This is a genomic window from Burkholderia sp. A9 (assembly GCF_000801975.1).
Genome location: NZ_JSZN01000007.1, coordinates 244,690 through 267,740, shown reverse-complemented (window position 1 = coordinate 267,740; position 23,051 = coordinate 244,690). Strand labels below are relative to the sequence as shown.

Below are 23,051 nucleotides of genomic sequence, written 5' to 3'. Positions count from 1 at the left end.
TCACTCTCCTCCGGGCGCGTCGACCTTGCCGCGGAATACCCAGTAGGCGAATGCGTTGTAGCCGAGGATCACGGGCAGGATGACCAGCGCGCCGGCGGCCACCATGAGCTGGCTTCCAGGTTCCGCCGCGGCAGCGCCGAATGCGAGACTGAACGGCACCACGTAAGGCCAGAGGATCGCGATCAAGCCGATCAGCAGCATGGCGACGGTCGCCAGGTTGCAAAGCAGGGGGCGCAGGTCCGACGCCGTGTACGACGCACGGAAGGCAGCGATCCACAGTCCGGCGCCGAGCGTACCGAGCATGCCCATGAGGGCGGGACGGGCATGCCACATGGCGGCCACGGCCGGCAGCGTTCCGGCTGCGCAGCAGGAGGCGATGGCGAGCAGCAGGAACGCGAGCATCGCAATGCGCAACGTGGGCAGCCGGGCGTGCTGCAGCGCCGCGCGGGTCTTCCAGCGGAGCCATGCGGCGCCCAGGCTGGCATACGCCGCAATGGCGGTCAGGCCGGTCAGCACGTTGAAGCCGGTGAACACGTCCAGCGTGCTGCCGGAAAATTGCCCGTCTGCGACGGCGATGTCCCCGGACAGCAGCGCACCCGCAACCAGACCCTGCGCGAATGCGGCGAGCGTCGACCCGATACTGAACGCGCCGTCCCAGAAGCGCGGAAACGGCGTATGCACCCGGAACTCGATCGCCACACCGCGAAACGCGAGCGACACCAGCATCACCATGAACGGCAGATAGAACGCCGGTACGAGGATCGAATAGGCGAGTGGAAATGCGCCGAACAATACGATCGCGGCCAGAATCAGCCACGTTTCGTTACCGTCCCAGACGGGCGCGATGCTGTCGACCAGCGCGTCGCGTTCCGGTCCGTGTCGCGAGGACAGCAGCAGGATGCCGACACCCAGGTCGAAGCCGTCCAGCAGGACGTACATCGCGATCGCAAAGATCGCGATGAGGATGCATACGTGGCTGAGGGCGGTATTCACGATTTTTCTCCGGCCCGGGTGTCGGCGGCAGCGTCGGCGTCGGGCATCAGGACGGGCTTGAGCGAAGCGGCGTACGGCGACGCGTGAGCGGCCGCATCCGGGCCGCGCCGTATCACGCGGGCGGTGATGCCAACGAACGCGGCCAGGAACAGCGCATAGATGACGGCAAACAGCACGGTCGAGAACAGGATATGGGGGGCCGGGACGCGCGACACGGCGTCCGCGGTACGCAAATAGCCGTACACGACCCACGGCTGACGGCCGATTTCCGATGTGTACCAGCCTGCGATCGTCGCGATGAAGCCGACCGGCATCATCGTCCGGACGACCTGCAGGAACCATCGGGTCGAGAACAGCGTGCCCCTGAAGCGAAGCCACAGGCTGATCGACGCAACGGCGAACATCAGCAGGCCGAGCAGGAACATGACCCGGAACGCATAGAACACCGGCGCCATCGGTGGCCGGTTCGCGGCCGGCGTCGCGCTCAACCCGGGAACCGTGCCGTGGATCGAGCGCGTGACGATCAGGCTGCCGAGATAGGGGATGCCGACCTGTGTTCCGTTGCGTGCCTGCGGCTGATGCGGCGTAATGAACAGAAGATAGGGCGCGCTTTTCGTCGGTTGCCAGTAGCCCTCCATGGCCTGGAATTTCGCGGGCTGGTAGTCGAACATGCGAAAGCCGACCGAATCACCCAGCGGCAGCTGCAGCGCGATCGCGATACTGGCGAAGCCGAGCCCCATCGACAGCGTGCGTTTCGCGAATGCGACATGCGTGCGTCGGAGCAAATACCACGCGCCCACGCCTGCGACGAAGAACGAAGCCGACAGGTAGGCGGCGAGCAGCATGTGCGGCAGCCGGACCAGGTACGACGGGTTGAAGATGACGCGCCAGCGGTCGACGACGTGGAATGCGCGGGCCGCGGCATCGAAGGTCACGCCGTCGGGCGTATGCATCCACGAATTGGCGGCGAGAATCCATGACGCGGAGATCGTCGTGCCGACGGCGACCATGGTGGTCGCGAAGAAGTGCAGCTTCGGGCCGACACGCGTCATGCCGAACAGCATGATGCCGAGGAATCCGGCTTCGAGAAAGAACGCGGTGAGCACCTCGAGCGCGATCAGCGGGCCGATCACGGGGCCGGCCAGCCGTGCGAATCCGGAAAAATTGGTGCCGAATTCAAACGACAGCACGATGCCGCTGACGACGCCGACGCCGAATCCGAGCGAGAAAATGATCACCCAGAATCGGTAGATCTTCAGATAGAGCGCGTCGCGTGTCTTGAGCCACAATCCTTCGACGATGGCGAGGAAGGTCGCGAGGCCGATCGACATGGTCGGAAAGATGATGTGAAAGGTGACGGTCAATCCGAACTGGATGCGAGCCAGCATCACGGTATCCATCTACGACCTCGTTTGATGTGAATCAGCATGGCGATTGGCGGTGTTCAGTCGGTTTCCGTGCGGCGCCAGGCGACGATCGCGAGTGCGATGAACGCGACCAGCACGAGATAGCCGACCTCGTCCGAGAAGATCTTGATCAGGGCCATTTCGGTTGCGGCGATGGCAGCCGCGAACGCGAGTACGCCGGAGGCCTTCGCTGCGAATGAAAGAACGTTCATGATGGACATGGTCGGGTGCGGATTCCGGTTGGGATGACGCCATCTAGTCGATAGGGATAACTGATCGATTGGATATGCATCGATCGCCAATGGTTTCGACTCGCTCAATCGACGTCGTGCCGGTTCGGCTGACGTGGCGGAGGTCACAGCACATCTTCGGTGAGCGCATCGACGGGCTGGTCATGGCCGTCGATGCCCGGCCACAGCGGATCTGGCAAAGCGATACGGACATGCTCGATGAGCAGTCTGAGCTTGCGATTAGCGAACGGGCTGCGCGGGTAAACGGCATGGATGATCTCGTCCTGGGGCGTTTCCGCCCCGAGCACGCGCACGAGCCGGCTGTCGCGCAGGCTTTCGTCCGCGATGTAGCGCGGCAGCATCGCGATGCCGATACCTTGTATCGCCGCGTCGCGCAGCGTCTCGACGTTGTTGGACAGGAAGGCGCTTGCGGGGCTGATCGTCCGCGGCTTGCCGATGCCGGCCGGCGGGACGAAGGACCACGTGGCGGACGGCGCGGCATGGCTGTAGTTCAGGCACTTGTGTTCGAGCAGCCGGTCGATCGACTCCGGTTCGCCGTGCGTGGCGAGATAGTCCGGGCTGCATACGACCACACGTTCGCAGGCGGCGATGCGGCGGGCGACCAGCGTGCTGTCGGAAAGCCGCGCGGAGCGGATCGCGACATCGAACCGCTCGGCACCGAGGTTGACGATGCGATCGTCGGTCTCGAGCGTGACGCGCAATTGCGGATGGGCGGCGGCGAATTGCGCGATCGCGGCCCCGAGCCAGAGCCGTGTCAGGCTCACCGGCGACGTGATGCGCAATTCGCCGCACAATCCGTGCGACTGCTCGGCCATCGCTTCGGCGACGTCGACGAGCTGGCGGATCGCTTCCGATGCGGTGCGGTAGAACGTCAGTCCGGATTCGGTCGGCGTGACGTTGCGCGTGGAGCGCGTCAACAACTGGACGCCGAGCGTGCGCTCCAGGTCGCTGATACGTTTGCTGACGACGGATTTCGACAACCCCAGCCGGCGTGCGGACTCGGAAATGCTGTGCCGCTCGACGGCGAGCAGGAAAGCTTGGATATCGTCATGGTTCAGCGATTTCATGAGGCGATCTCGGTGGTCATCGGACGTGGAGCAGATGCGGTTTTTCACCGCGATTCGGCCTGGCGCGAGCCTGGCCGGACCGGGCGACATCGGGGCGCGCGGCCGGGGCGGTTCAACCGGTCGATTGCGTGGGGACCGCATGACCGAAGCGTAGAGGAAGCGGTTTTGCGTCGGTAGACTGCGCGAGTTATCCTCAGCGTCTCATTTATGGAACGATCGAGCGCGCCGATGCAGGACCTCAACGATCTCTATTTTTTCGCGCAGGTGGTTGACCACAAGGGTTTCGCGCCGGCCAGCCGGGTGCTCGGCGTGCCGAAATCCACCTTGAGCCGACGGATCGCGACACTCGAGCAGCATCTCGGTGTGCGGCTCGTGCAGCGCTCCACTCGCCAGTTTTCGGTCACCGAGATCGGCCAGCATTACTACAACCACTGCAAGGCGATGCTCGTTGAGGCGGAGGCGGCGCAGGAGGCGATCGAGCAGATGCGCGCGGAACCGCAGGGCGTGGTTCGGCTGACCTGCCCGGTCGCGATGCTGCACGCCCGAATCGGCGCGATGCTGGGGAAATTCATGGCGCGCAACCCGCGCGTCACCGTGCAACTCGAGGCGACCAACCGGGTCGTCGACGTGATCGGTGAAGGGATCGACATCGCGATTCGCGTGCGTCCGCCGCCGCTGAAGGACAGCGATCTCGTGATGCGCGTGCTTGGCACGCGCACCTGGTGCCTGGTCGCGAGTCCGACCCTCGTGCAGCAGCATGCGCTCGCGGCGCCGGCCGAACTGTCCGAGTGGCCCAGCCTCGATTTCGGGCCGCCGCAACCGCAGCATGTCTGGCACCTCGACGGCCCCGATGACGCTCGGGCGACGGTGCGTCACACGCCGCGGTTCGTGACGGACGACATGATTGCGTTGCGTGAGGCTGCCGTGGCGGGGGCAGGCGTCGTTCAGCTGCCGGTGATGATGGTGAGCGAAGAACTGCGCCGCGGCGAGTTGATCCGGGTATTGCCCGACTGGTTGCCGAAAGGCGGGATCGTCCACGCGGTATTCCCGTCCCGCCGAGGCCTGCTGCCGTCGGTGCGCGCACTGCTGGATTTCCTGGCCGACGAGTTTGCGCGCATTGAGGAATCCTGACCGGTTATCGACCGCCGCGTGGTGGTCGCTTGCGGTCAGGTATCCTGCAGCGCCTCGAAGCGTTGCGCGATGAAATCGATCAGCAGTCGGACCGCGGGCGGGATGCCCTTTCTCGTCGAGAACACGGCGTGAATCACGTCGCGACGCGGCGACCAGCGCGGCAGGATCCGCTTGAGCGTGCCGTCGTCCAGCAGGTCACGCACCATCGCGGCCGGTAGTTGGGCGACGCCGAGACCGGCGACGGCCGCCTTGCGCAGGGTCAGCAAATCGGTCGTCACGAAGCGCGGCGCATGGCGCACCGCCACCAGCGTGCCGTCGGGCGCAGCGAGCGACCACGCGTGATCGGGCGCCGGCAGGCCAAAGGCGAGGCTCGGCCACGACCGGAGTTCGGACGGATCGCGCGGCTGGCCCAGCCGTTCGCACAGCGTGGCCGCCGCGACCAGGCACTGCGGGGAATGCCCCAGCGTGCGGGCCACGAGGTCCTGGGCAATCCACGGCTCCGGATCGGAGTGGAGCGCGAGGTCCAGCCGTTCCCTGATGACGTTGGTACGGCGGTTCATCGCGACCAGTTCGATGTTGATGTCGGGATAGCGGGCCGCGAAGGCGGTCAGGATCGTGCCCACGTGAGCATGGAGCAGGGCGACGGGGCACGACAGTCGAACGGTTCCGCACGGTTGCGTATGGGCGGATTCGATCACCGCTTGCGCGGCGTCGACTCTCGCGAGCATGGTCTTGCAGCGCGCATAGTACGCACGGCCGTATTCCGTCATCGCGAACGAGCGGGTGGAGCGGTGGATGAGCTTGACGCCCAGCTGCTGTTCCAGCATGGCGATGCGCCGGCTCAGCCGCGATTTCGGCAGGCGCAGTTCGCGCCCGGCCGGTGCGAATCCGCCGTAATCGACGACTTGCACGAAATAGTAGAGGTCGTTGAGATCGTAGCCGAGCGTCGGGGAGACGGTGCGTGAAAGCCGGGCAGCGACCAGCGGCGGGTGAGTGCTATCGGGCATGTGCGGCGTCCGGTTGCGATCGCGATTGAATTCACCTGGCCGGCGGGAGGCGCGGCAGTGCCGGAGTCGACGGTTGCGGACACGGTGCCTGCGACGCGCAAGCATGCGTGTACCGGGATGCGGATGCTGCGACGTCGGCAGCGGGCTCGGGTAGCTTAGGCCAGCCACGTTGACGTGGGTAGCACAGGCACGTCGAACAGTGTGTTCGGGTTCATCGAACGGAGCGGGAGCGGGGCGCGGCGCGACGCGGTTCGATGCTGGTTCATTCGGCCCCGGGCGCGAGCGGCTGAGACGAACCAAAAAAAGGCCGTGCATCAGCACGGCCTCGACCCGATCCCGATCGCCGACCTGGCCCGGCGATCGAAACCGTCTCGCCGGGCCACCTCACGACCTGCCTGCATCAGACTCCGCCGGTTCCTCCAGCGGCCCGGCATCATCGTCCGCCATGGGCCGCGGCGAATCGATCAAGCCCTTTGCCAGCTCCAGCGCCTGCCGCTCGAACAAGCGGCGATAGATCCCGCCGTCGACGCGAATCAGCGCGTCGTGACTGCCTTGCTCGATCACCTTGCCACGATCGAGCACGAGCAGACGGTCGAGCGCACGCACCGTCGACAGCCGGTGCGCGACCACGAGCGTCGTGCGGCCGATCATCAGCCGTTCCATCGCCTGCTGGATCAGCACCTCGCTTTCGCTGTCGAGGCTCGACGTCGCTTCGTCGAGGATCAGGATCGGCGCATCGGCGAGGAACGCGCGCGCGATCGCGACGCGCTGGCGTTCGCCGCCCGACAGCTTGATCCCGCGTTCGCCGACGAGCGTGTCATAGCCGTCCGGCAGCGCGACGATGAAGTCGTGTGCGCTGGCGAGACGCGCGGCGCGCTCGATGTCGGCGCGGCTCGCGTCCGGACGCGCATACGCGATGTTCTCCGCAAGCGTGCGGTGGAACAGCACGGGCTCCTGCTGGACGATCGCGATCTGGCTGCGCAGCGAATCCTGCCGCACCTGCGCGATGTCCTGGCCGTCGATCGTGATGCGGCCGCCCGAGACGTCGTACAGGCGCTGGATCAGCTTGATGAACGTCGTCTTGCCCGACCCGGAATGGCCGACGAGGCCCACGCGTTCGCCGGGCGCGATGCGCATCGAGAAGTCGTCGTACAACGGTACCGGATGGTTGCCGTAGCGGAACGTCACGTGCTCGAAACGGATCTCGCCTTGGCCGATCCGGATCGCCGGCGCGTCGGGGCGATCGTCGATGCCGAGCGGCTGGCGCTCGAGCGCGACGAGTTCTTCCATGTCGTTGACCGAACGCTGCAGGTTGCGGATGTGCATGCCGACGTCGCGCAGGTAGCCCTGCAGCATGAAGAACATCGTCAGCGAGAACGCAATGTCGCCGACGCTCGCTTCATCGTTCGCCCACAGCCGCAGCGCGACGCCGATCATCGCCGCCTGCATCGCGACGAGCATCGCGCCCTGCAACCCGCCGTTGAATGTGCCGCGCACCCACGTGCGGCGCGTGCGCTGACGCCACTTGCCGATCACGCGCGCGAGCCGCGCTTCCTCGCGCGTTTCCGCGCCGAACGCCTTGACGACCGCGTTGCAGCTCACCGCGTCCGCGAGCGCGCCGCCCATCCGTGTGTCCCACAGGTTGCCGAGCCGCGCGGCCGGCGCGACGATGCCGAGCGACACGGCGACCGTCACCGAGATGTACAGCAGCGAGCCCGCGCCGACGACGAGCCCCATCACCGGCCAGTGCGTGCCGAGCAGCACGGTCGCGCCGACCAGCATCGTGACCGACGGCAGCAGGGCGATCAGCACCGTGTCGTTCAGCAGGTCGAGCGCCCAGATCCCGCGCGTGATCTTGCGCACGGTCGAACCCGCGAAGCTGTTCGCGTGCCAGTCGGTCGAGAAGCGCTGCACGCGATGGAACGACGCGGCGGCGATCTCGCTCATCATCTTCAGCGTGAGCGTGATGATGTTCAGGTAGACGCCTTGCCGCAGCAGCGTCGCGCCGATGCCGAGCGCGGCCAGCGTGCCGAATGCGGTGACGGCCGAATGCCACGCGGCGGCGCGGTCGGTCAGGCCGGTCGACAGCGCATCGACGAGGCGCCCGGCGAACAGCGGCGTGAGCACGTCGGCAAGCGCGGCGAGCAGCGCCAGCCCCGCGATCGTCGCGATGCGCACCGGCTGCTTGCGCCAGTAGCGGAAAGTGAAGCCGAAGACGGCCTGGAATGCCTGGCCGCCCAGATGGGTGGTTGTTCTGGTCATGTATCGTTGCCCGGCGCATCGCGCGACGGGACTTTCCGGTTCGGAGAACGTCGAAAACGCAACAGCCGGGCCGCACGGACGATGCGCGGCGAAACGAAACGGGCTGTCGGGAAATACGCGCGGACTGGCGGGTTATCGGAGAACCCGGGAGCCGGCGCGGACGACGGGCTGGATCAGCCGCGTCGTGGGACCACGTTCGGGAAGGTTGCTGGCATTCGGAACATCTGCACCTCCCTGAAGTGAACGGTTGAAAGGACGCCGAAAAGACGTGTAGGGAGTTTATCAGCAGAGCCGGACGCGCCGCAACGTCTGACGAATACGGCGTTGCTGCGTCGATACGGTTAGTATTAAGGGTTTCGGCCCTGTTTTCGTGCGCGTTCCGCGGTGCGGTGCCGCACGGGGTGGCGGGCCGCATCGATTACACTGCGGCGTTGCGCGCCGGCCGCTGCGGCCCCGCCGATACACCACGATACATTCCTGAGGAAACGATGAGCGACGTTCAGCAAGGCATCCTGGCTCCGATCGACACGGCGGCCCGATACCTCACTTTCAAGATGTCGAGCGACGGCAATGTCGCGGCGGCGCTGACGGCATTGCGCGAGCTCGTCGACGGCCACGACGCGGTCGCCGGTTTTGGCCAGGCGCTGGCCGCGCACCTCGGGCGCCCGGTTCCGGGCCTCACCGAATACCCGGCGTTCGCGGTGAACGACCGCGCGCTGCCGGTGACGCCGGCCGACGTGTGGATCTGGCTGCGCGGCGACGATCGCGGCGAAATCGTGCTGCGCGCGCGGGCGATCGAGCGCGCGTTGGCGCCGGCGTTCGCGCTGCAGGATGCGGTCGACGGGTTCCGCTATTCGACCGATCGCGACCTGTCCGGTTACGAGGACGGCACCGAAAACCCGACCGGCGACGACGCGGTGGCCGCGGCGATCGTCACGGGGCAGGGCGCGGGGCTCGACGGCTCGAGCTTCGTCGCGGTTCAGCAATGGCTGCACGACTTCGACCGGATGGAGCGCATCGCGTCGGGCGACATGGATCACATCATCGGCCGTCGCCGCTCGGACAACGAGGAGCTCGACGACGCACCGGAGTTCGCGCACGTGAAGCGCACCGCGCAGGAAAGCTTCGAGCCGGAGGCATTCATGCTGCGCCGTTCGTCGCCGTGGTCCGATGCACGCCGCGCGGGGCTCTACTTCGTCGCGTTCGGCTGCTCGTTCCGTGCGTTCGACGTGCAGATGCGCCGGATGAGCGGGGCGGACGACGGCATCGTCGATGGCCTGTTCCGCTTCACACGGCCGCTGACGGGCGCGTATTTCTGGTGCCCGCCGGTGAAGGACGGCAAGCTGGATCTCTCCGCGCTCGGACTGTAAGCGCCGGACGATAGCGGCGAACGGGCGGGCCGCGCATGACGCGCGGCCCGCCCGTTTTGCTTTTCAGGCGGTCGATCGCACGCGGCGCGGTGCGCGTCCCGCCCCGCGTGCGCCGCACGCCATCCGTCAGTTCAACGTCGTTTCGATGCGCGTGCCGCGCTTGATGAACTGCGTGACTGGCGTCTTTTCGCAGATTTCCGCGAGACGCTGGCGCTGCGCGTCGTCGAGCGGGCCGTCGAGCGTCACGACGCGACGCACGTATTGCAGCCCTTCGCGATCGGCATGCAGCTCGGTGCGCACGTCGATGCGCACGGCCGGCCACGTCTTGCGCTGCATGTACATGCGCAGCGTCGCGGCCGTGCATTGCGCGAGGCCGGCGAGCACGAAGTCGAACGGGGCCGGGCCGAGGCCCTGTCCGCCTTCGCGCGGTGCTTCGTCGCCGGTCAGCGCGTGCGTGCCGGCCTGCAGCTGGACGACGTAGTTCGGCGCGTCGGCGGCGAGGGTGGCGGCAGCGTGGATGAGCGACATGGCGAGTCTCCGGTAAGCGGGAAAGAGGGGGCCGCGACGATGCGCGGCGTTCGAGCCGTCAGCATACCGTCTCGACGGAAATCGCGGGCCCAATGAGTGTCGACGACACTCGACCGGATCAGACGGCGACGCCGGCACTGCGCCGCACGAGCGCGGCGACGCGTTCGCGCACCCACTGGTGCGCCCGATCGGTCTCGCGCGACTCGTGCCAGTACGCGAGCAGCGGAAACGGCTTGAGCCGCAGCGGCAGCGGCTGCACCGCGATCGGCAGCAGCGCGGCCATTCGCAGCGCATACGTGCGCGGCAGCGTGAGCAGCAGGTCGCCCGCCGCGGCGATCTCGCACGCGGCGAAGTAATGCTGGCAGACGAGCTGGATGTGCCGGAAGCGCCCGTCGTTGCCGAGCAGGACATCGAGCGACTGTGGTTCGCCGAGCGCCGACACGGCGATATGCCGTGCGGCGAAATAGTCACTGCGTCGAAGCGGACTGCCCGCCAGCGGATGATCGAGCCGCATCGCGACGACGAGCGAATCGTCGAGCAGGTGTTCGGTCGCGACGCGCGGGCCGGTTTGTACGCGTCGATCGACGGCCAGATCGAGATTGCCCGACGCGAGTTCGCGCTCTATGTCGTGCACCGCGACGCGCCGGCTCACGAAGCGCAGGCCCGGCGCTTCGTCGGCGAACGCGGCAACGATCTGCGGCAGCGCGATCGATTCGAGCACGTCGCGAATGCCGACCGCGATGCTCAGGTCGAGCGTCGCGGGATCGAACGCCGACGGGTCGCGGGCGGTGCGTTGCAGGCCGGCGAGGTGAAGCTGCACGTCCGCGATGATCGCGCGCGTGCGTTCGGTCGGCACGACGCGGTTGCCCTGACGCACGAACAGCGGATCGTCGAAATGCGCGCGCAAGCGGTTCAGCGCGTGCGTGACGGCAGGCTGCGTCAGGTGCAGCGCGCGGGCGGCCGCGCCGATGCCGCCGTGCACGTAGACGGCGTCGAGCACACGGAACAGATTCAGGTCGAGACGATGGTCGGCGGGCACGGACGAAGTCGGCGGGGTGGGCGGTGGAGCGATTCTAAAGGATGCGCAGACAACGGAACGCGCGTGCATGCGTTCGCTTGCGCTGGCGTTGCCGCGCGTGCCGGCCATGCCGTGAGGGCCGCGTACGTGCGGGACGAGCGATGCCATTCGATGCACGTCGACGACGTTCGTCCCGATACGCGGCAGCGCCTGCATGCGAGGCGAGCCGGCCACATCGGCATGCGGATTTCCGCGAGACCCCCGCCATCGGGCGGCGACAGCCTGTAGAAATCCGCCATCATGCTGTCACTGTCGGCCATTTCGCCCAAAGGCGTTACCCGTTCGGCTAAGATGCCGTCGCTTCATATTTCGAGATAGCCGTCCTGTCGCACGTGTTCAAACCAAATATAAGCCTGACAGTTCGACGGTATTAAAAGAATTCGAAACAGTCCGGGGGCTTGGCTAGTGGAAGAAGCAGATCAAAGGTGGGTCGTTATCTATTTGAGTACGGGGTTTTCTTTGGCCCAGGCCGCGCGTCTCGGCGAGGCCTTCAACCTGGCGAATCGCCTGCACGCGTTCAGTGCCGATTACCAGCTGAAGTACGTATCCGAAAGTGGGGGATTGCTGCAGTCGTCGTCCGGTGTCCAGATCGCCGCCGATCCGCTCGGCGACGAGCACAGCCATCGTGCACTCGCGTTCTTTCATCTTCACGGTGAGCGCGCGTCGATCAATTGGAACGATGCGTTGCGGCGCCGCTTGGGCGACATCCGCCGGCATGCGCGCTGGATCGTCGATGCGATGGACCTGTCGGCGCTCGCGGCATCGCAGCGGCCATCGGACGCGAATCACGCGCGCCCGGATCGCGCGCGCCGCGCGGCGGTAACGGTCGAATTGCAGGCCGGCGAAGCGGACGTGTTCGCTGCCGTGCTCGACATGTTCCGCGCCGATCTCGGCGACAGCGCCGCGCAGGAGATCGCCAGCAACCTGCTGCGGCCGGTCGAGCAACGCTATGCCCAGTCGATGTGGGCGTTCCGCGAACTGAGCGCGAGCCCGTCGATCCGGATGTCGGCGCAGCGGTTGCGCGCACAGAGCGCAAACCGGATCTCGATCGCCGAGGCCGCGCAGACGGCCGCGATGAGCGAGCGCAATTTCCTGCGGCGCTTCAAGAAGGAAATCGGCGTGACGCCGACCGAGTTCGTGCAGCACGTGCGGCTCGAGCGCGCCTGCCACATGCTGATCCACACGACGCTGCCGGCCGACAAGGTCGCGCGGCGCACGGGCTTCGGCAGCGGCGAGCGTCTGGCGAAGCTGTTTCGGCAGCGCCTGCTGATGTCGCCGACCGAATTTCGCGTCGCCGAGCGCGAGCGGATCCTGACGAACGGCGCGGGGTCGCCCGATCCGCAGGCCGCGCCGCGGCCGGCGAAAGCCGACGGCGAGCGGGCCAGCCGGGGCGTGCGCACCGAGGCACGGGAGAAAATGGGACGGATGACCGTAAAATCACCGTGTCGCGATCACGATCCCCGGTTTCCATGCCCCTGCTCCCCACCACCGCCACCGCCCCCTTCTGCCCGTCGGAAGTAAAGGGCAGCATCAGGATCGACGCCGGCGCGTCGCGCTGGCTGAAGCTCAAGCGCTTCTTCGGCCCGGGCCTGCTGGTCGCGATCGGCTATATGGATCCCGGCAACTGGGCCACCGACATCCAGGCGGGCTCGCAATTCGGCTATTCGCTGCTGTGGGTCGTCGCGTTCTCGAGCCTCGCCGCGATCTTCCTGCAAATGCTCGCCGCGCGGCTCGGCCTCGTCGCGGGCAAGGATCTCGCGCAGGCCAGCTACGACCGTTATGGCCGCTTCGGCCGCGTCGTGCAGTGGGTCACCGCCGAGGTGTCGATCATCGCGTGCGATATCGCCGAAGTGCTTGGCTGCGCGCTCGCGTTCAAGCTGCTGCTCGGCGTGCCGCTCGCGTGGGGGATCGTGCTGACCGCGCTCGACACGGTGATCGTACTCGGGTTGCAGGGCAAGGGCGTCCGGCAGATCGAGGCGATCGTGCTCGGGCTGATCGCGACGATGGCGTTCTGCTTCGTCGCGCAGGTCGCGATCACGCCGCCCGACTGGCACGCGGTCGCGAAGGGGCTCATGCCGGGCGATCCGGGCCATGACCGCAAGGACGCGATCGTGCTCGCGCTCGGCATCGTCGGCGCGACGATCATGCCGCACAACCTGTATCTGCATTCGTCGGTCGTGCAGACGCGGCAGGTCGTCGGCGGCGCGCGCGGCATGGTCCGCGACACGCTCGCGCTGGTGCGCATCGATACCTGCGTGTCGCTGTTCGTCGCGATGCTCGTCAATGCGGCGATCCTGGTCGTCGCGGGGGCCGCGTTCCATGCGACCGGCCAGCACAACGTCACCGACATCGAACAGGCGTACCGGCTGATCACGCCGATCGCCGGCGGCGCGGCCGCGCTGCTGTTCGGGATCGCGCTGCTCGCGTCGGGGCAAAGCTCGACGCTGACCGGCACGATCGCCGGCCAGGTGATCATGGACGGCTTCCTGCACACGAAGATCCCGTGCTACCAGCGCCGGTTGATCACGCGCGGGCTGGCGCTGGTGCCGGCGCTGATCGGCGTGCTGTGGCTCGGCGAAGGCTCGGTCGGGCAACTGCTCGTCTGGAGCCAGGTGCTGCTGAGCCTGCAGCTGCCGTTCGCGATGTGGCCGCTGATCCGGTCGGTCAGCGATCGCAACCTGATGGGCGAGCACGCGATCGGCCGCAGGATGCAGCTGGCCGCGTGGACGCTGTTCGCCGCCATCACCGGCACGAACCTGCTGCTGATCACGGGTGTCGTGGGCTGATACAGCCTGTCACAGGCTGAAACGGGCCCGTGGCGCGCTTGCGTTAAACTGCGGCCTTTCGCTAGCCGTTCGAAGTCCGTTATGTGGAGTGAAATCAGCAACATCGGCGATGCCGCGCTGACCCTGCCGGTCGCACTGACGTGCGCGGTCTGGCTCGCGCTGTCCAACTGGCGGCTCGCGGTGCGCTGGATCGTGCTGCTCGCGGCCGGCATGAGCCTGGTCGGGGCCACCAAGATCCTCTACGCGGGCTGCGGCGTCGAGATCCCGCAGTTCGATTTTCGCGTGATCAGCGGCCATACGATGCTGTCGACGTCCGTGTGGACGGTCACGCTGTCGATGCTGTGGCACGCATTCCGCCCGGGGAAGGCGCCGGGCGTGGCGGCCGGTCTCGCCGTCGGCGCGGTGACGGCCGTCGCGCGGGTGTTCGACCATTCGCACACGACTCCGGAAGTCGTCGTCGGCTGGCTGCTCGGCGCGCTGGTCGCGCTGGTGTTCCTGCACGCGTACGACCGCGCCCGCAAGCGCGCGTTCTCGCCGCGCATTGCGGCCGTCTGCCTGCTTCTCGTGTCCGGCATCGCATACGGGCATCGCGCGCCGTTCCAGCAGATGATCGACACGCATTCCCCGCAGTTCTGCGCGTTCGTGCGCGGGTCCGGCGACGGATTCTGACGATTGCGCGCCCCGGGGCATCGGCGCCCCGATCGAGCAAGCGGTCGTCGCACGGCGGCCATGGCGTGCCTCAGTCCGGTTGTTTCCCGTCCCCGGCACCCGCCGGCGCCCAGCTTTGGTCGAATCGATACGCCGCAGGCTTGATCCGCGGGATCGGCCGTGCCGCGTCGCTGCGTCAACCGCGGATGCGAAGGTCATCAGCTGAGTCTATGACCGGGCATTAAGAATATTCATTTCATCGATTGGCGGCATTCGCGTACGCTGGCGCTCGTTCGATCGGGTCCGGCAGCGGTCGCCGGCCTGATTGGTCCGGCGCGGTGCGGCCGGCTCGCTATACTCGCGCAAACCCCGCGTCGGCCGGCATGCGGCAACCGCCGTCGCGGCACCGGTCCGCAACGACGATTCACGATAGGAGCAGGTTCCATGACAGTCGTTTCCCCGCGCCTCGCAGGCAAGTGCGCATATATCACGGGCGCCGCCGGCGGCCTCGGCCGCGCGATCGCGCGCCGGATGGTCGAGCAGGGCGCGCGCGTGTTCCTGACCGACATCGCCGACGCGGCCGTGCTCGACGCGTTCGCGCACGAACTCAATGCCGGACAGGCGGCACCGGTCGCGTTCGCGGCCACGCAGGACGTGCGCGACGAAGCGCGCTGGCAGGCGCTGCTCGCGCAGGCGAACGAAGCGATGGGTGCGCTGTCGGTGCTCGTCAACAACGCGGGCGTCGGGTCGATCGGCGCGCCCGCGCAGATCGAAATCGACGAGTGGCGCCGCGTGATGGCGATCAACGTCGAGAGCATCGTGCTCGGCTGCAAGCATGCGCTGCCGTACCTGGGCGCAAGCCGCCCGGCGTCGATCATCAATATCTCGTCGGTGGCCGCGTTCAAGGTCGAGCCGGATTTCACCGCGTACAACGCGTCGAAGGCCGCGGTCGCGTCGCTGACGAAGTCGGTCGCGATCGACTGCGCGCGCCGCGAACTCGACGTGCGCTGCAACTCGATTCACCCGGCGTTCATCCGCACGGGAATCGTCGAGCCGCTGTTCCAGTCGCTCGGCGAACGCGATGCGACGCGCAAGCTCGCGCGCGGCATTCCGCTGCGCCGGCTCGGCGACCCGGACGACGTCGCGCATGCGGCCGTCTATCTGGCATCCGACGAAAGCCGCTTCGTGACGGCCGCCGAACTCGTGATCGACGGCGGCATGTGCGCGGTCTGACGCGCATCGACAACCACAACCGGAGGAGAACATCGTGTCGACACCCGTGAACCGCCAGCTGCTGCTGAAGACCCGCCCGGAAGGGCGGGTCGGTCGTGAACACTTTTCGCTCGTCGAAACGCCCGTGCCGGCGCTCGCCGACGGCGAAGTGCTCGTGCGCGTGCTGTATCTGTCGATGGACCCGACCAATCGCGTGTGGATGAGCGACGTGCCGCAATACCTGCCGCCCGTCGCGATCGGCGAGGTGATGCGCGCGCTCGGCATCGGGCGCGTGATCGTGTCGCGTCATGCGGGGTTCGCGCCGGGCGATCTCGTGCAGGGGCTCGTCGGCTGGCAGGATTACGCGGTCGTACCGGCCGACCAGGCTGCGCAACTCGTGAAGTTGCCTGCGCAGTCGGGCCTGCCGCTGCCGACGCTGCTCGGCGCGTGCGGGATGAGCGGCCTGACCGCGTACTACGGGCTGACCGACATCGCGCCGGTGCAGCCCGGCGAGACGCTCGTCGTGTCGGCGGCGGCCGGGTCGGTCGGCTCGATCGCCGGCCAGATCGGCAAGATCCACGGCGCGCGGGTGGTGGGCATCGCGGGCGGCGCGGACAAGTGCCGCTACCTGACCGAGACGCTCGGCTTCGACGCGGCGGTCGACTACAAGGCCGACGATTTCCGTCAGCAGCTGAAGGCGGCGACGCCGGACGGCGTGCACGTGAACTTCGAGAACGTCGGCGGCGAAGTGATGCGCGCAGTGCTGTCGCGCATGGTGATCGGCGGGCGCGTCGCGCTGTGCGGCGTGATCTCGAACTACAACAGCGGGCGCGCGGCGGACGACGTCGGCGTGCTGATCTCGAAGCGGATCACGATGCGCGGCTTCCTCATCCTCGACTATCGCAAGAGCCGCGAAGCGGTGCAGACGCTTGCCGGATGGCTGCGCGACGGCCGGCTCAAGGCCGAGGAAACGGTCGCCGACGGGCTTGAAAACGCCCCCGACGTGCTGAATCGCCTGTTCGACGGCGACCATCGCGGCAAGCTCGTGCTGCGCGTCGATCCGGATGCGTGAGCGGCAGCGTTCGCGCGCCTTGAGTTCGAACAGGCGGACATCGATTTAGGACTTGTCCCATATATTGTTCCGGCCGCTCTCCTTAAAGTAATCGCCAGCAACCGGCGGCGTGACATGTGCGTCACGCCGCCGTTTTTATTTGCGCGGCGAGAAGGGAGGCGAAACATGCGAATGAAAGCTGGGCAGGAAGCATCGGCGTTGGTGTGTGATCGAACGATGCGACGCGTTGCCAACCGGCTGAGGATCGTCGCAACGGGGATCGGCATCGCGTGCGCGATGTCGGGCGCCGGCGCGGCTGGGCAGGCGAATGCAGGTGGCGTCATGCGATTCACCGGCGCACTCGTCGATCTGTACGACGTGACATTCGATGCGCCGTCGATCGACGCGTCAGCCAGCGCGACGGCGGCGACGCTCCGGTTCGATGCGCATGGCCGGCGCTTGGCCGGCGCGCATGTGGCGCTCGTGGGGCTGGACGGCCAGCCGCTTGCGCGGACCGCGGAGGCGGAGGTTCGTGCGACATGGCGCGATGCGCGCGACGATCGCAGCGTGCCGCTGGACCCGGATCGTGCGCATCGTGTCGGCCCGTATGGCGGCGTGATGACGGTGGCAGTGCCGGAAATGACGACGCGCGCCGTGGCGCCCGTCGTGATCAGGATTCGTCATCCGTGACGCGCCGCGTCATTCGCCCTGTTCGGAGCGAGCGTAGATGTCCCAGCTCGCCATGAACAGCGCGGCGACGAGCGGCCCGATCACGAAGCCGTTGATGCCGAACAGCGCCATCCCGCCGAGTGTCGAGATCAGCACGACCCAGTCGGGCATCTTCGTGTCCTTGCCGACGAGGATCGGGCGCAGCAGGTTGTCGACGAGGCCGATCACGCCGACGCAGAACGCGACGAGGATCACGCATTTCCAGACCGCGCCGATCGCGAGGAAGTAGAGTGCGGCGGGTACCCACACGAGGCTTGCACCGATCGCCGGCAGCAGCGACAGGAACGCCATCAGCGCGCCCCACAGCACGACGCCCTCGATCCCGAGGATCCAGAAGATCAGGCCGCCGAGCGCGCCCTGCACGAGCGCGACCGCGATGTTGCCCTTCACGGTCGCACGCACGACCGTCGTGAACTTCGCCAGCAGCAGGTTCTTGTGCTCTTCGTCGAGCGGCATCGCGCGGCGCACGCGGCGGCCGATCTCGCCGCCGTCGCGCAGCAGGAAGAACACCATGTACAACATCACGCCGAAGCTGACGACGAACTGGAACGTGTTCTGGCCGATGCTGAGCGCCTGCGCCGCGGCGAACTGGCTGATCTGCGCGGCGCCGTCGGTCAGTTTCTTCTGGATGCCCGGGATGTTGGTCAGCCCGTATTTCTGCAGCAGGTTCTGGATCGACGTCGGCAGCGCGTGAATGATGTCGTGGAAGTACTGCGAATAATTCGGCTGCGCGCTCTTCAGTTCCTGGTACACGTATGCGATTTCCTGTACGAGCGTCGCCATGACGAACACGAGCGGCAGGATCACGATCAGGATGATGAGCGACATCGTCACGAGCGCGGCCAGATTGCGCCGCTTGCCGAAGCGCGCGGCGAGCCAGCGCTGCACGGGCTGGAACAGGATGGCGAGAATGGTGCCCCAGAAGACGGCACCGGAGAACGGCGCGAGAATCCAGCACAGTCCGACGGTGACCGCGAACAGCAGGAAATAGAAGAATTTTTGGTGATCGTGTCCGCTATCCATGGATGGTTCGCGCAGATTGATGCCTGGTTTGATTGAATCTCGTTGCCTCGGGCGCGATCGGCTCGCGAACGTCACGGGTTCGCGGCGCGCCGCAGGGGCGGCCCGATGGGCAGTATGCCCGCAAAGGTGCCGCCATCATAGCCGCTGCACGCGGCGCACGCGAAAACGCCGCGGCGGGGCCGCGGCGTTGCCGGGGGGGCGGACGCGACGCTGCCGCGCCGGATCGTCAGATGTTGAGCTTGGAGACCTTGGTGCCGTTCACCGACAGGTCGCCCATCAGGCCCGCGTTGGTCAGGACCAGCACCTCGACCGGCGCGGTGGCCGTCGTGGTGTCGAGCGCGCCGTTCGCGCCGACCTTCACGACCGCGACCGACGCGTCTGCGCCGGCCGCCCAGCCGTCGGACTTGCGGAACGAGTCGAGTGCATCCTGCGTCATGAACAGGAACACGATCGCTTTCGATTGCGCGCCGGCCTGCAGGCCGACCGACAGCGACGACGTGTTGTAGTAGCCGACGGTGCTGCCGCCGACGCGCAGCGCGCCGTTGCCGGACTGGCCGCCGACGATGAAGCCGGCCTGCAGCACGGTCGGGAACACCAGCACGCCGCGCGATTTCGCGACGAGTTCGCGCGAACCCGGGACCGTCGAATAGAGGCGCGACAGCGTTGCATTCACGCTCGCGTCGATCGACTGGCGCTTCGACGCGCTGGCCGCTGCATTGTCCGGTTTGTCGGGGGTGGTGGTGCAGCCGGCAAGCGCGAGGCTGCCGAGCATGACGGCGGCGGCTGCTTTCAGTGCGAGGGACTTTTGCATGGCGATTCTCCTTCGTTGTCGGATTGAGGACGGGCGGGGCGGGCGGCGGTGCGGGCAGCCCCGTTCAACGGCGGGCAAGGAGCAGGCCCACGGCGAACGCGAGGCCAGCTACGACGCCGGCGGTCTGCCACGGGTTGTCGTGCACGGCTTGCGATACGCGTTCGGCCGAATCGCGCAGCCGGGCGGTCGCAGTGCCCGACGCGTGGTCGAGCGTGCTGCGGGCTTCGTCGAGCCGCGACTGCACGCGCTTGCGCAGCGCGGCGATATCGCCGTCGCCATCGTTCTTCAGCAGATCTTCGAGTTCGTCGACCAGCCCGCGCAGATCGTCGGTGACGTCCGCATGCAGATCGCGGACCGCGGAGCGCGTCGTGCGTCCCACGCGCCGGCCGGTGCGACGGATGTCGGACAGGCCGCGATCCAGCTTGTGTTCGATCGAGTCGGTGAGCGCCATGGTGTTTATCCTCCTTCGATTTGATTTACAGGCCAATTTGAAGATAAGACGAATCCCAGCATCCAGTGTGATTCACATCATCCAATTGAGTTTCGAGACAAATTTTCAATTCGTCGGCAGGCTTCCCGGGAAGCCCCGCCGCACGGGGCCGCACGGCCATTGAAAAAAATCGCAATGAAGCGAGGCGGGCAATTGCATGAAGCGAGTGTCCGGTAAATATGGCGTCGCCCGGGCCGCCAGGTAAATAGTGCCGTTGCACGCGGGGTGTTGATGCAATTGCACCAATCGCCGTGCTTGGTGGAGCAGGGTTTGTGCCCGCAGGGGCTCATGAGCCGTCTTCCGCCAGCGCAAGGTCGATGACGAGCGGATCGTGATCCGACGAACGGTATGCGTCGGGTGCGTAATACGCTGCCCGTTGCGCCGGGGTTTTGTAATCGGGCACGGATTGCAGGGCAACCGGCTCGTCGGCGTTGATGTGCCACACATGCACCGCCTTCACGCGCGCGGCGAGCGGCGACGTCGCGAGTGCGTGGTCGAGGTTGCCTGCTTCGCCGCGAAATACGTAGCTGTACCCGGCATGGCCGAGGAAGCGGGCGATGAGGTTCGCGTAGCCGCGCGACGCGAGCGCGCGCAGCGGATCCTCGTTCGCGTAGCTGTTCAGGTCGCCGATCAGCAGCACGCCATCGGCCGCGGCGCCGGTCGGGGACGTGGCGAGCCACGCGGCGACGCGTTCGGCCGCGCGCGTGCGCGTCGCGTTCCAGCAGCCCTGGCCATCCGACTGGTCGAGATCCGGGCCGGTCGCGCGCGGGCAGTTCTTCGATTTCAGATGGTTGACCGTGACCGTGAACGCGCGGGTGCCGCCGATGCGACGAAACGTCTGCGCGAGCGGCGGGCGGTTCGGACCCTCGAGCGCGACGCTCGCCGCGCGCCCGACGGGCTCGATCGTCCGGCTGTCATACAGCAGCGCGACCGCGATCGCGTCGCGGCCGAGCCGCGCGGTGCCGGGGTCGACCGCGCGCCAGCCGCCGCCGAGCCGGGCCGCGAGCCGTTGCACGGCGCTGGTTGGGCCATGGCCGTTGTTTGCGATCTCCATCAGGCCGATCACGTCGGCGCGCAGCGCACGCAGCGCGGCGACGATCTTCGTTTCCTGCCGCGCGAATGCGGCGGGTGTCTTCGCGCCGCGGTTGGCCGGATCGTCGAAGCCGCCGCCGCTGCCGTCGCCGTTGAAATAATTGAATACGTTGAACGATACGACCCGCACGTCGGCCCGCGCATGGCGTGCCGGCGCATCGGCGCGGGGATTCGACGCGGCCTCGAAGACCGGCGCCGCGGTCGCTACGGGCTGCACTCGCCACGAGCCGTAGCGCTGTTCGAGCACGCCGTCGACGCCGCGTACCGTGTAGCCCGCGCGTAGCGTGTTGGCGGCGCCGAGTGCGGGTGGCGGATAGCGGACGATCGCGGGGTTCACGCGACTCGAACCGTCGTCGAGCACGATGCGGTTGCGCGCATTGGCCGCCGCCTGCGCAGCGGCCTCGGCCGGCGGGACCACATGAGTCGGCACGTACGACCGGCCGTGGCTGAGCGCGATGCTGCCGTAGCGGCCGAGTGCGGAGGTATCGCTGACCGTCAGCGTTTGCGGAAACCGCACGCGCATGCCTTCATGCGCGGCGAACACGGACTCGCTGGCGACCGGCAGTACGAGCTCTGCCGGCGTGACCGTCTGGCCGCGCGCGCAGACGGCGACGTGCCCCGACAGCGCGAGCTGCGTCCGGCCGTACTTCTGCTCGATCCTGCCCGTGATGTGCACGAGATCACCGGCGCTCGCGTGTGCGCGCGGCGCGTAGACGAACAGGCCTTCCGGGACGCCCGGCCGCTGCCGCCGCTGCGCGTCCGCCTGCTGGACGAAGAAGCCGCCGAAGCCGTCGGGGCCGCCGAATGCCGCGGTGACGACCGCTTCGATCGACGTGGTCTGCCCGGCCAGCGGTGACGTGCCGCCCGGGTGCCGGATGTCGGCGATCGGCAGGGTTGCGCCGCCGCAGTGCACACTGACCGGCAGTGCGGCGGCGACAGGCGTGACGGGAAAGGCAAGCGATGCGGCGAAGGCCAGGTGCGGCAGCAGGCGTGACATGGAACGGTCCACAGGAAGAAAATCCGAAGGTTCGGGAAAGCATCTTGACGGCAAAATCGCGCGCTGCGATCGAAATGGCCGTTCGGCCAGTGCCGGATGGCCAACGATGACGGCACGACCGGCCGGGGCTGTTACGCTGCGCACCTGACGCATCATTCCGGCCGACGCTTGCGACGCTGTCGCGCACGGCCCTCACCGGAGAGTTCCATGTCCTACATGCTGTTGATTGTCGAACCGACCGGCCAGCGCGCCGAACGCACGCTCGAAGACGGGCAGGCGCTTTACGCGCGGATGGTCGATTTCGCCGAGACGCTGAAAGCGCGCGGCGTGCTGCGCGGCGTCGAGTCGCTGGAGCGCTCCGAACGCGCGACGCGCGTGCAGGTGCGCGACGGCGAGACGCGCCTCGTCGACGGCCCGTTCGCCGAGGCGAAGGAGATGGTCGGCGGCTTCTTCATCGTCGACGTCGACACGCGCGACGAAGCGATCGAGATCGCGCGCCAGTGCCCGGCCGCGCAATGGTGCACGGTCGAGGTGCGCGCGCTCGGCCCGTGCTTCCTGTGAATGCGGCTTTTAGGTATTTACCCGGGTTCTTCGCGCCGCGCGTCGATCCGGCAGTCTGCCGCCCGTCGTCCGGATAAGGCGCCGATGAACGGATGCCCCTTTCCACCGACGACAAGGAGTGAGCAATGCGATTCATGATCATGATCCGTGCGAACGCCGTCAGCGAATCCGATGCATTGCCGGACAACCGGCTGGTCGAGGCGATGACGGTCTATCACGAGGAACTGGCCAAGGCCGGCGTGCTGCTCGACGCGAACGGCCTGCGGCCGAGCGCGCGCGGCTGGCGCGTGCGGTACACGGGCGGCAAGGGCACGGTGGTCGATGGCCCGTTCGCGGAAACCAAGGAACTGATTGCCGGCTACACGCTGATCCAGGTGCGCTCGCGCGACGAGGCACTCGAATGGACGCGGCGGTTCCCCGCACCGTTCGGCGCGGAGATGGACTGCGAGATCGAGGTGCGTCCGCTGTTCGAGCTGGACGACCTGACGCCCAGCGACGCGGTCGAGCGGTTCCGCGAACTCAACGTCGGGCGCGGCCACGCCGGCTGAGCCCGTCGTC

Annotated in this window: 22 protein-coding genes; 10 read left to right on the top strand and 12 right to left on the bottom strand. The window is 67.3% G+C overall.

Annotated elements, in window-relative coordinates:
* From PI86_RS04950 to PI86_RS04935, 4 genes are all read right to left on the bottom strand, one after another.
* Positions 1-993 (bottom strand): cytochrome d ubiquinol oxidase subunit II, encoded by a 993-nt coding sequence (locus tag PI86_RS04950; RefSeq protein ID WP_052319367.1) that lies wholly within the window; start codon positions 991-993, stop codon positions 1-3.
* Positions 990-2,393 carry a cytochrome ubiquinol oxidase subunit I gene (locus PI86_RS04945; RefSeq protein WP_039319291.1) on the bottom strand — a complete coding sequence of 468 codons (1,404 nt, stop codon included), beginning with the start codon at positions 2,391-2,393 and terminating at the stop codon, positions 990-992. The genes PI86_RS04950 and PI86_RS04945 overlap by 4 nt, the downstream gene beginning before the upstream one ends.
* A 44-nt stretch (positions 2,394-2,437) precedes the next feature.
* A complete protein-coding gene (locus PI86_RS17300) occupies positions 2,438-2,611 on the bottom strand; it encodes a hypothetical protein (protein ID WP_161792355.1) in 174 nt (57 codons plus the stop codon).
* A 143-nt stretch (positions 2,612-2,754) separates the two neighbouring features.
* On the bottom strand, positions 2,755-3,717 hold the full coding sequence (locus tag PI86_RS04935; RefSeq protein WP_200885181.1) for a LysR family transcriptional regulator: 963 nt from the start codon (positions 3,715-3,717) through the stop codon (positions 2,755-2,757).
* A 228-nt stretch (positions 3,718-3,945) separates the two neighbouring features.
* On the opposite strand from PI86_RS04935, the gene PI86_RS04930 reads away from it, so the two are divergent.
* Positions 3,946-4,848, top strand: coding sequence for a LysR family transcriptional regulator (locus PI86_RS04930; protein ID WP_039319285.1), 903 nt, complete (start codon positions 3,946-3,948; stop codon positions 4,846-4,848).
* 35 nt (positions 4,849-4,883) lie between these two features.
* Here PI86_RS04930 and PI86_RS04925 read toward each other — a convergent pair whose 3' ends face one another.
* Both PI86_RS04925 and PI86_RS04920 read right to left on the bottom strand, forming a co-directional pair.
* Entirely contained in the window at positions 4,884-5,855 is a 972-nt protein-coding gene (locus PI86_RS04925) for a LysR substrate-binding domain-containing protein (RefSeq protein WP_082012140.1), read from the bottom strand.
* Positions 5,856-6,239: 384 nt separating this feature from the next.
* On the bottom strand, positions 6,240-8,117 hold the full coding sequence (locus PI86_RS04920) for an ABC transporter ATP-binding protein (protein ID WP_039319283.1): 1,878 nt from the start codon (positions 8,115-8,117) through the stop codon (positions 6,240-6,242).
* A 488-nt stretch (positions 8,118-8,605) separates the two neighbouring features.
* On the opposite strand from PI86_RS04920, the gene PI86_RS04915 reads away from it, so the two are divergent.
* Positions 8,606-9,487 (top strand): Dyp-type peroxidase, encoded by an 882-nt coding sequence (locus tag PI86_RS04915; protein WP_039319280.1) that lies wholly within the window; start codon positions 8,606-8,608, stop codon positions 9,485-9,487.
* Positions 9,488-9,613: 126 nt separating this feature from the next.
* On the opposite strand, the gene PI86_RS04910 is transcribed toward PI86_RS04915, so the two are convergent.
* Entirely contained in the window at positions 9,614-10,015 is a 402-nt protein-coding gene (locus tag PI86_RS04910) for an OsmC family protein (protein WP_039319277.1), read from the bottom strand.
* Positions 10,016-10,133: 118 nt separating this feature from the next.
* Positions 10,134-11,054: a LysR family transcriptional regulator gene (locus PI86_RS04905; protein ID WP_039319393.1), complete on the bottom strand. Its 921-nt coding sequence runs from the start codon at positions 11,052-11,054 to the stop codon at positions 10,134-10,136.
* A gap of 498 nt (positions 11,055-11,552) precedes the next feature.
* Between PI86_RS04905 and PI86_RS04900 the strand changes: the two genes are divergently transcribed.
* From PI86_RS04900 to PI86_RS04875, 6 genes are all read left to right on the top strand, one after another.
* Positions 11,553-12,614: a helix-turn-helix domain-containing protein gene (locus PI86_RS04900; RefSeq protein ID WP_039319275.1), complete on the top strand. Its 1,062-nt coding sequence runs from the start codon at positions 11,553-11,555 to the stop codon at positions 12,612-12,614.
* Positions 12,563-13,879: an Nramp family divalent metal transporter gene (locus PI86_RS04895; RefSeq protein ID WP_039319272.1), complete on the top strand. Its 1,317-nt coding sequence runs from the start codon at positions 12,563-12,565 to the stop codon at positions 13,877-13,879. Before PI86_RS04900 ends, PI86_RS04895 begins: the two co-directional genes overlap by 52 nt.
* Positions 13,880-13,960: 81 nt before the next feature.
* Complete coding sequence (locus PI86_RS04890) at positions 13,961-14,548, top strand: phosphatase PAP2 family protein (RefSeq protein WP_039319269.1); 588 nt, start codon at positions 13,961-13,963, stop codon at positions 14,546-14,548.
* Positions 14,549-14,971: 423 nt separating this feature from the next.
* On the top strand, positions 14,972-15,760 hold the full coding sequence (locus PI86_RS04885; protein ID WP_014900090.1) for an SDR family oxidoreductase: 789 nt from the start codon (positions 14,972-14,974) through the stop codon (positions 15,758-15,760).
* Positions 15,761-15,794: 34 nt separating this feature from the next.
* A complete protein-coding gene (locus PI86_RS04880) occupies positions 15,795-16,811 on the top strand; it encodes an NADP-dependent oxidoreductase (protein WP_039319267.1) in 1,017 nt (338 codons plus the stop codon).
* A gap of 216 nt (positions 16,812-17,027) precedes the next feature.
* Entirely contained in the window at positions 17,028-17,480 is a 453-nt protein-coding gene (locus PI86_RS04875) for a hypothetical protein (protein WP_052319366.1), read from the top strand.
* 9 nt (positions 17,481-17,489) lie between these two features.
* Here PI86_RS04875 and PI86_RS04870 read toward each other — a convergent pair whose 3' ends face one another.
* From PI86_RS04870 to PI86_RS04855, 4 genes are all read right to left on the bottom strand, one after another.
* Positions 17,490-18,542 carry an AI-2E family transporter gene (locus tag PI86_RS04870; RefSeq protein WP_039319262.1) on the bottom strand — a complete coding sequence of 351 codons (1,053 nt, stop codon included), beginning with the start codon at positions 18,540-18,542 and terminating at the stop codon, positions 17,490-17,492.
* 226 nt (positions 18,543-18,768) lie between these two features.
* Positions 18,769-19,353, bottom strand: coding sequence for a BPSL1445 family SYLF domain-containing lipoprotein (locus PI86_RS04865; protein ID WP_039319260.1), 585 nt, complete (start codon positions 19,351-19,353; stop codon positions 18,769-18,771).
* A gap of 64 nt (positions 19,354-19,417) precedes the next feature.
* Positions 19,418-19,804, bottom strand: a complete 387-nt coding sequence (locus PI86_RS04860; protein ID WP_014900085.1) for a DUF883 family protein — start codon at positions 19,802-19,804, stop codon at positions 19,418-19,420.
* A gap of 325 nt (positions 19,805-20,129) precedes the next feature.
* Positions 20,130-21,932: an ExeM/NucH family extracellular endonuclease gene (locus tag PI86_RS04855; RefSeq protein WP_039319257.1), complete on the bottom strand. Its 1,803-nt coding sequence runs from the start codon at positions 21,930-21,932 to the stop codon at positions 20,130-20,132.
* A gap of 207 nt (positions 21,933-22,139) precedes the next feature.
* Here PI86_RS04855 and PI86_RS04850 point away from each other — a divergent pair, with 207 nt between their 5' ends.
* Both PI86_RS04850 and PI86_RS04845 read left to right on the top strand, forming a co-directional pair.
* Positions 22,140-22,493 carry a YciI family protein gene (locus PI86_RS04850; RefSeq protein WP_039319255.1) on the top strand — a complete coding sequence of 118 codons (354 nt, stop codon included), beginning with the start codon at positions 22,140-22,142 and terminating at the stop codon, positions 22,491-22,493.
* A 125-nt stretch (positions 22,494-22,618) separates the two neighbouring features.
* Positions 22,619-23,041 carry a YciI family protein gene (locus PI86_RS04845; protein ID WP_014900082.1) on the top strand — a complete coding sequence of 141 codons (423 nt, stop codon included), beginning with the start codon at positions 22,619-22,621 and terminating at the stop codon, positions 23,039-23,041.
* Positions 23,042-23,051: the final 10 nt, after the last annotated feature.

What these genes read in the sequence shown, in the direction of transcription:
- PI86_RS04870 (WP_039319262.1), bottom strand. Translation starts at nt 18,542, where the DNA reads ATGGATAGCGGACACGATCACCAAAAATTCTTCTATTTCCTGCTGTTC.
- PI86_RS04920 (WP_039319283.1), bottom strand. Translation starts at nt 8,117, where the DNA reads ATGACCAGAACAACCACCCATCTGGGCGGCCAGGCATTCCAGGCCGTC.
- PI86_RS04925 (WP_082012140.1), bottom strand. Translation starts at nt 5,855, where the DNA reads ATGCCCGATAGCACTCACCCGCCGCTGGTCGCTGCCCGGCTTTCACGC.
- PI86_RS04915 (WP_039319280.1), top strand. Translation starts at nt 8,606, where the DNA reads ATGAGCGACGTTCAGCAAGGCATCCTGGCTCCGATCGACACGGCGGCC.
- PI86_RS04860 (WP_014900085.1), bottom strand. Translation starts at nt 19,804, where the DNA reads ATGGCGCTCACCGACTCGATCGAACACAAGCTGGATCGCGGCCTGTCC.
- PI86_RS04875 (WP_052319366.1), top strand. Translation starts at nt 17,028, where the DNA reads ATGCGACGCGTTGCCAACCGGCTGAGGATCGTCGCAACGGGGATCGGC.
- PI86_RS17300 (WP_161792355.1), bottom strand. Translation starts at nt 2,611, where the DNA reads ATGAACGTTCTTTCATTCGCAGCGAAGGCCTCCGGCGTACTCGCGTTC.
- PI86_RS04845 (WP_014900082.1), top strand. Translation starts at nt 22,619, where the DNA reads ATGCGATTCATGATCATGATCCGTGCGAACGCCGTCAGCGAATCCGAT.
- PI86_RS04890 (WP_039319269.1), top strand. Translation starts at nt 13,961, where the DNA reads ATGTGGAGTGAAATCAGCAACATCGGCGATGCCGCGCTGACCCTGCCG.
- PI86_RS04855 (WP_039319257.1), bottom strand. Translation starts at nt 21,932, where the DNA reads ATGTCACGCCTGCTGCCGCACCTGGCCTTCGCCGCATCGCTTGCCTTT.
- PI86_RS04865 (WP_039319260.1), bottom strand. Translation starts at nt 19,353, where the DNA reads ATGCAAAAGTCCCTCGCACTGAAAGCAGCCGCCGCCGTCATGCTCGGC.
- PI86_RS04935 (WP_200885181.1), bottom strand. Translation starts at nt 3,717, where the DNA reads ATGAAATCGCTGAACCATGACGATATCCAAGCTTTCCTGCTCGCCGTC.
- PI86_RS04850 (WP_039319255.1), top strand. Translation starts at nt 22,140, where the DNA reads ATGTCCTACATGCTGTTGATTGTCGAACCGACCGGCCAGCGCGCCGAA.
- PI86_RS04910 (WP_039319277.1), bottom strand. Translation starts at nt 10,015, where the DNA reads ATGTCGCTCATCCACGCTGCCGCCACCCTCGCCGCCGACGCGCCGAAC.
- PI86_RS04885 (WP_014900090.1), top strand. Translation starts at nt 14,972, where the DNA reads ATGACAGTCGTTTCCCCGCGCCTCGCAGGCAAGTGCGCATATATCACG.
- PI86_RS04895 (WP_039319272.1), top strand. Translation starts at nt 12,563, where the DNA reads ATGCCCCTGCTCCCCACCACCGCCACCGCCCCCTTCTGCCCGTCGGAA.
- PI86_RS04945 (WP_039319291.1), bottom strand. Translation starts at nt 2,393, where the DNA reads ATGGATACCGTGATGCTGGCTCGCATCCAGTTCGGATTGACCGTCACC.
- PI86_RS04930 (WP_039319285.1), top strand. Translation starts at nt 3,946, where the DNA reads ATGCAGGACCTCAACGATCTCTATTTTTTCGCGCAGGTGGTTGACCAC.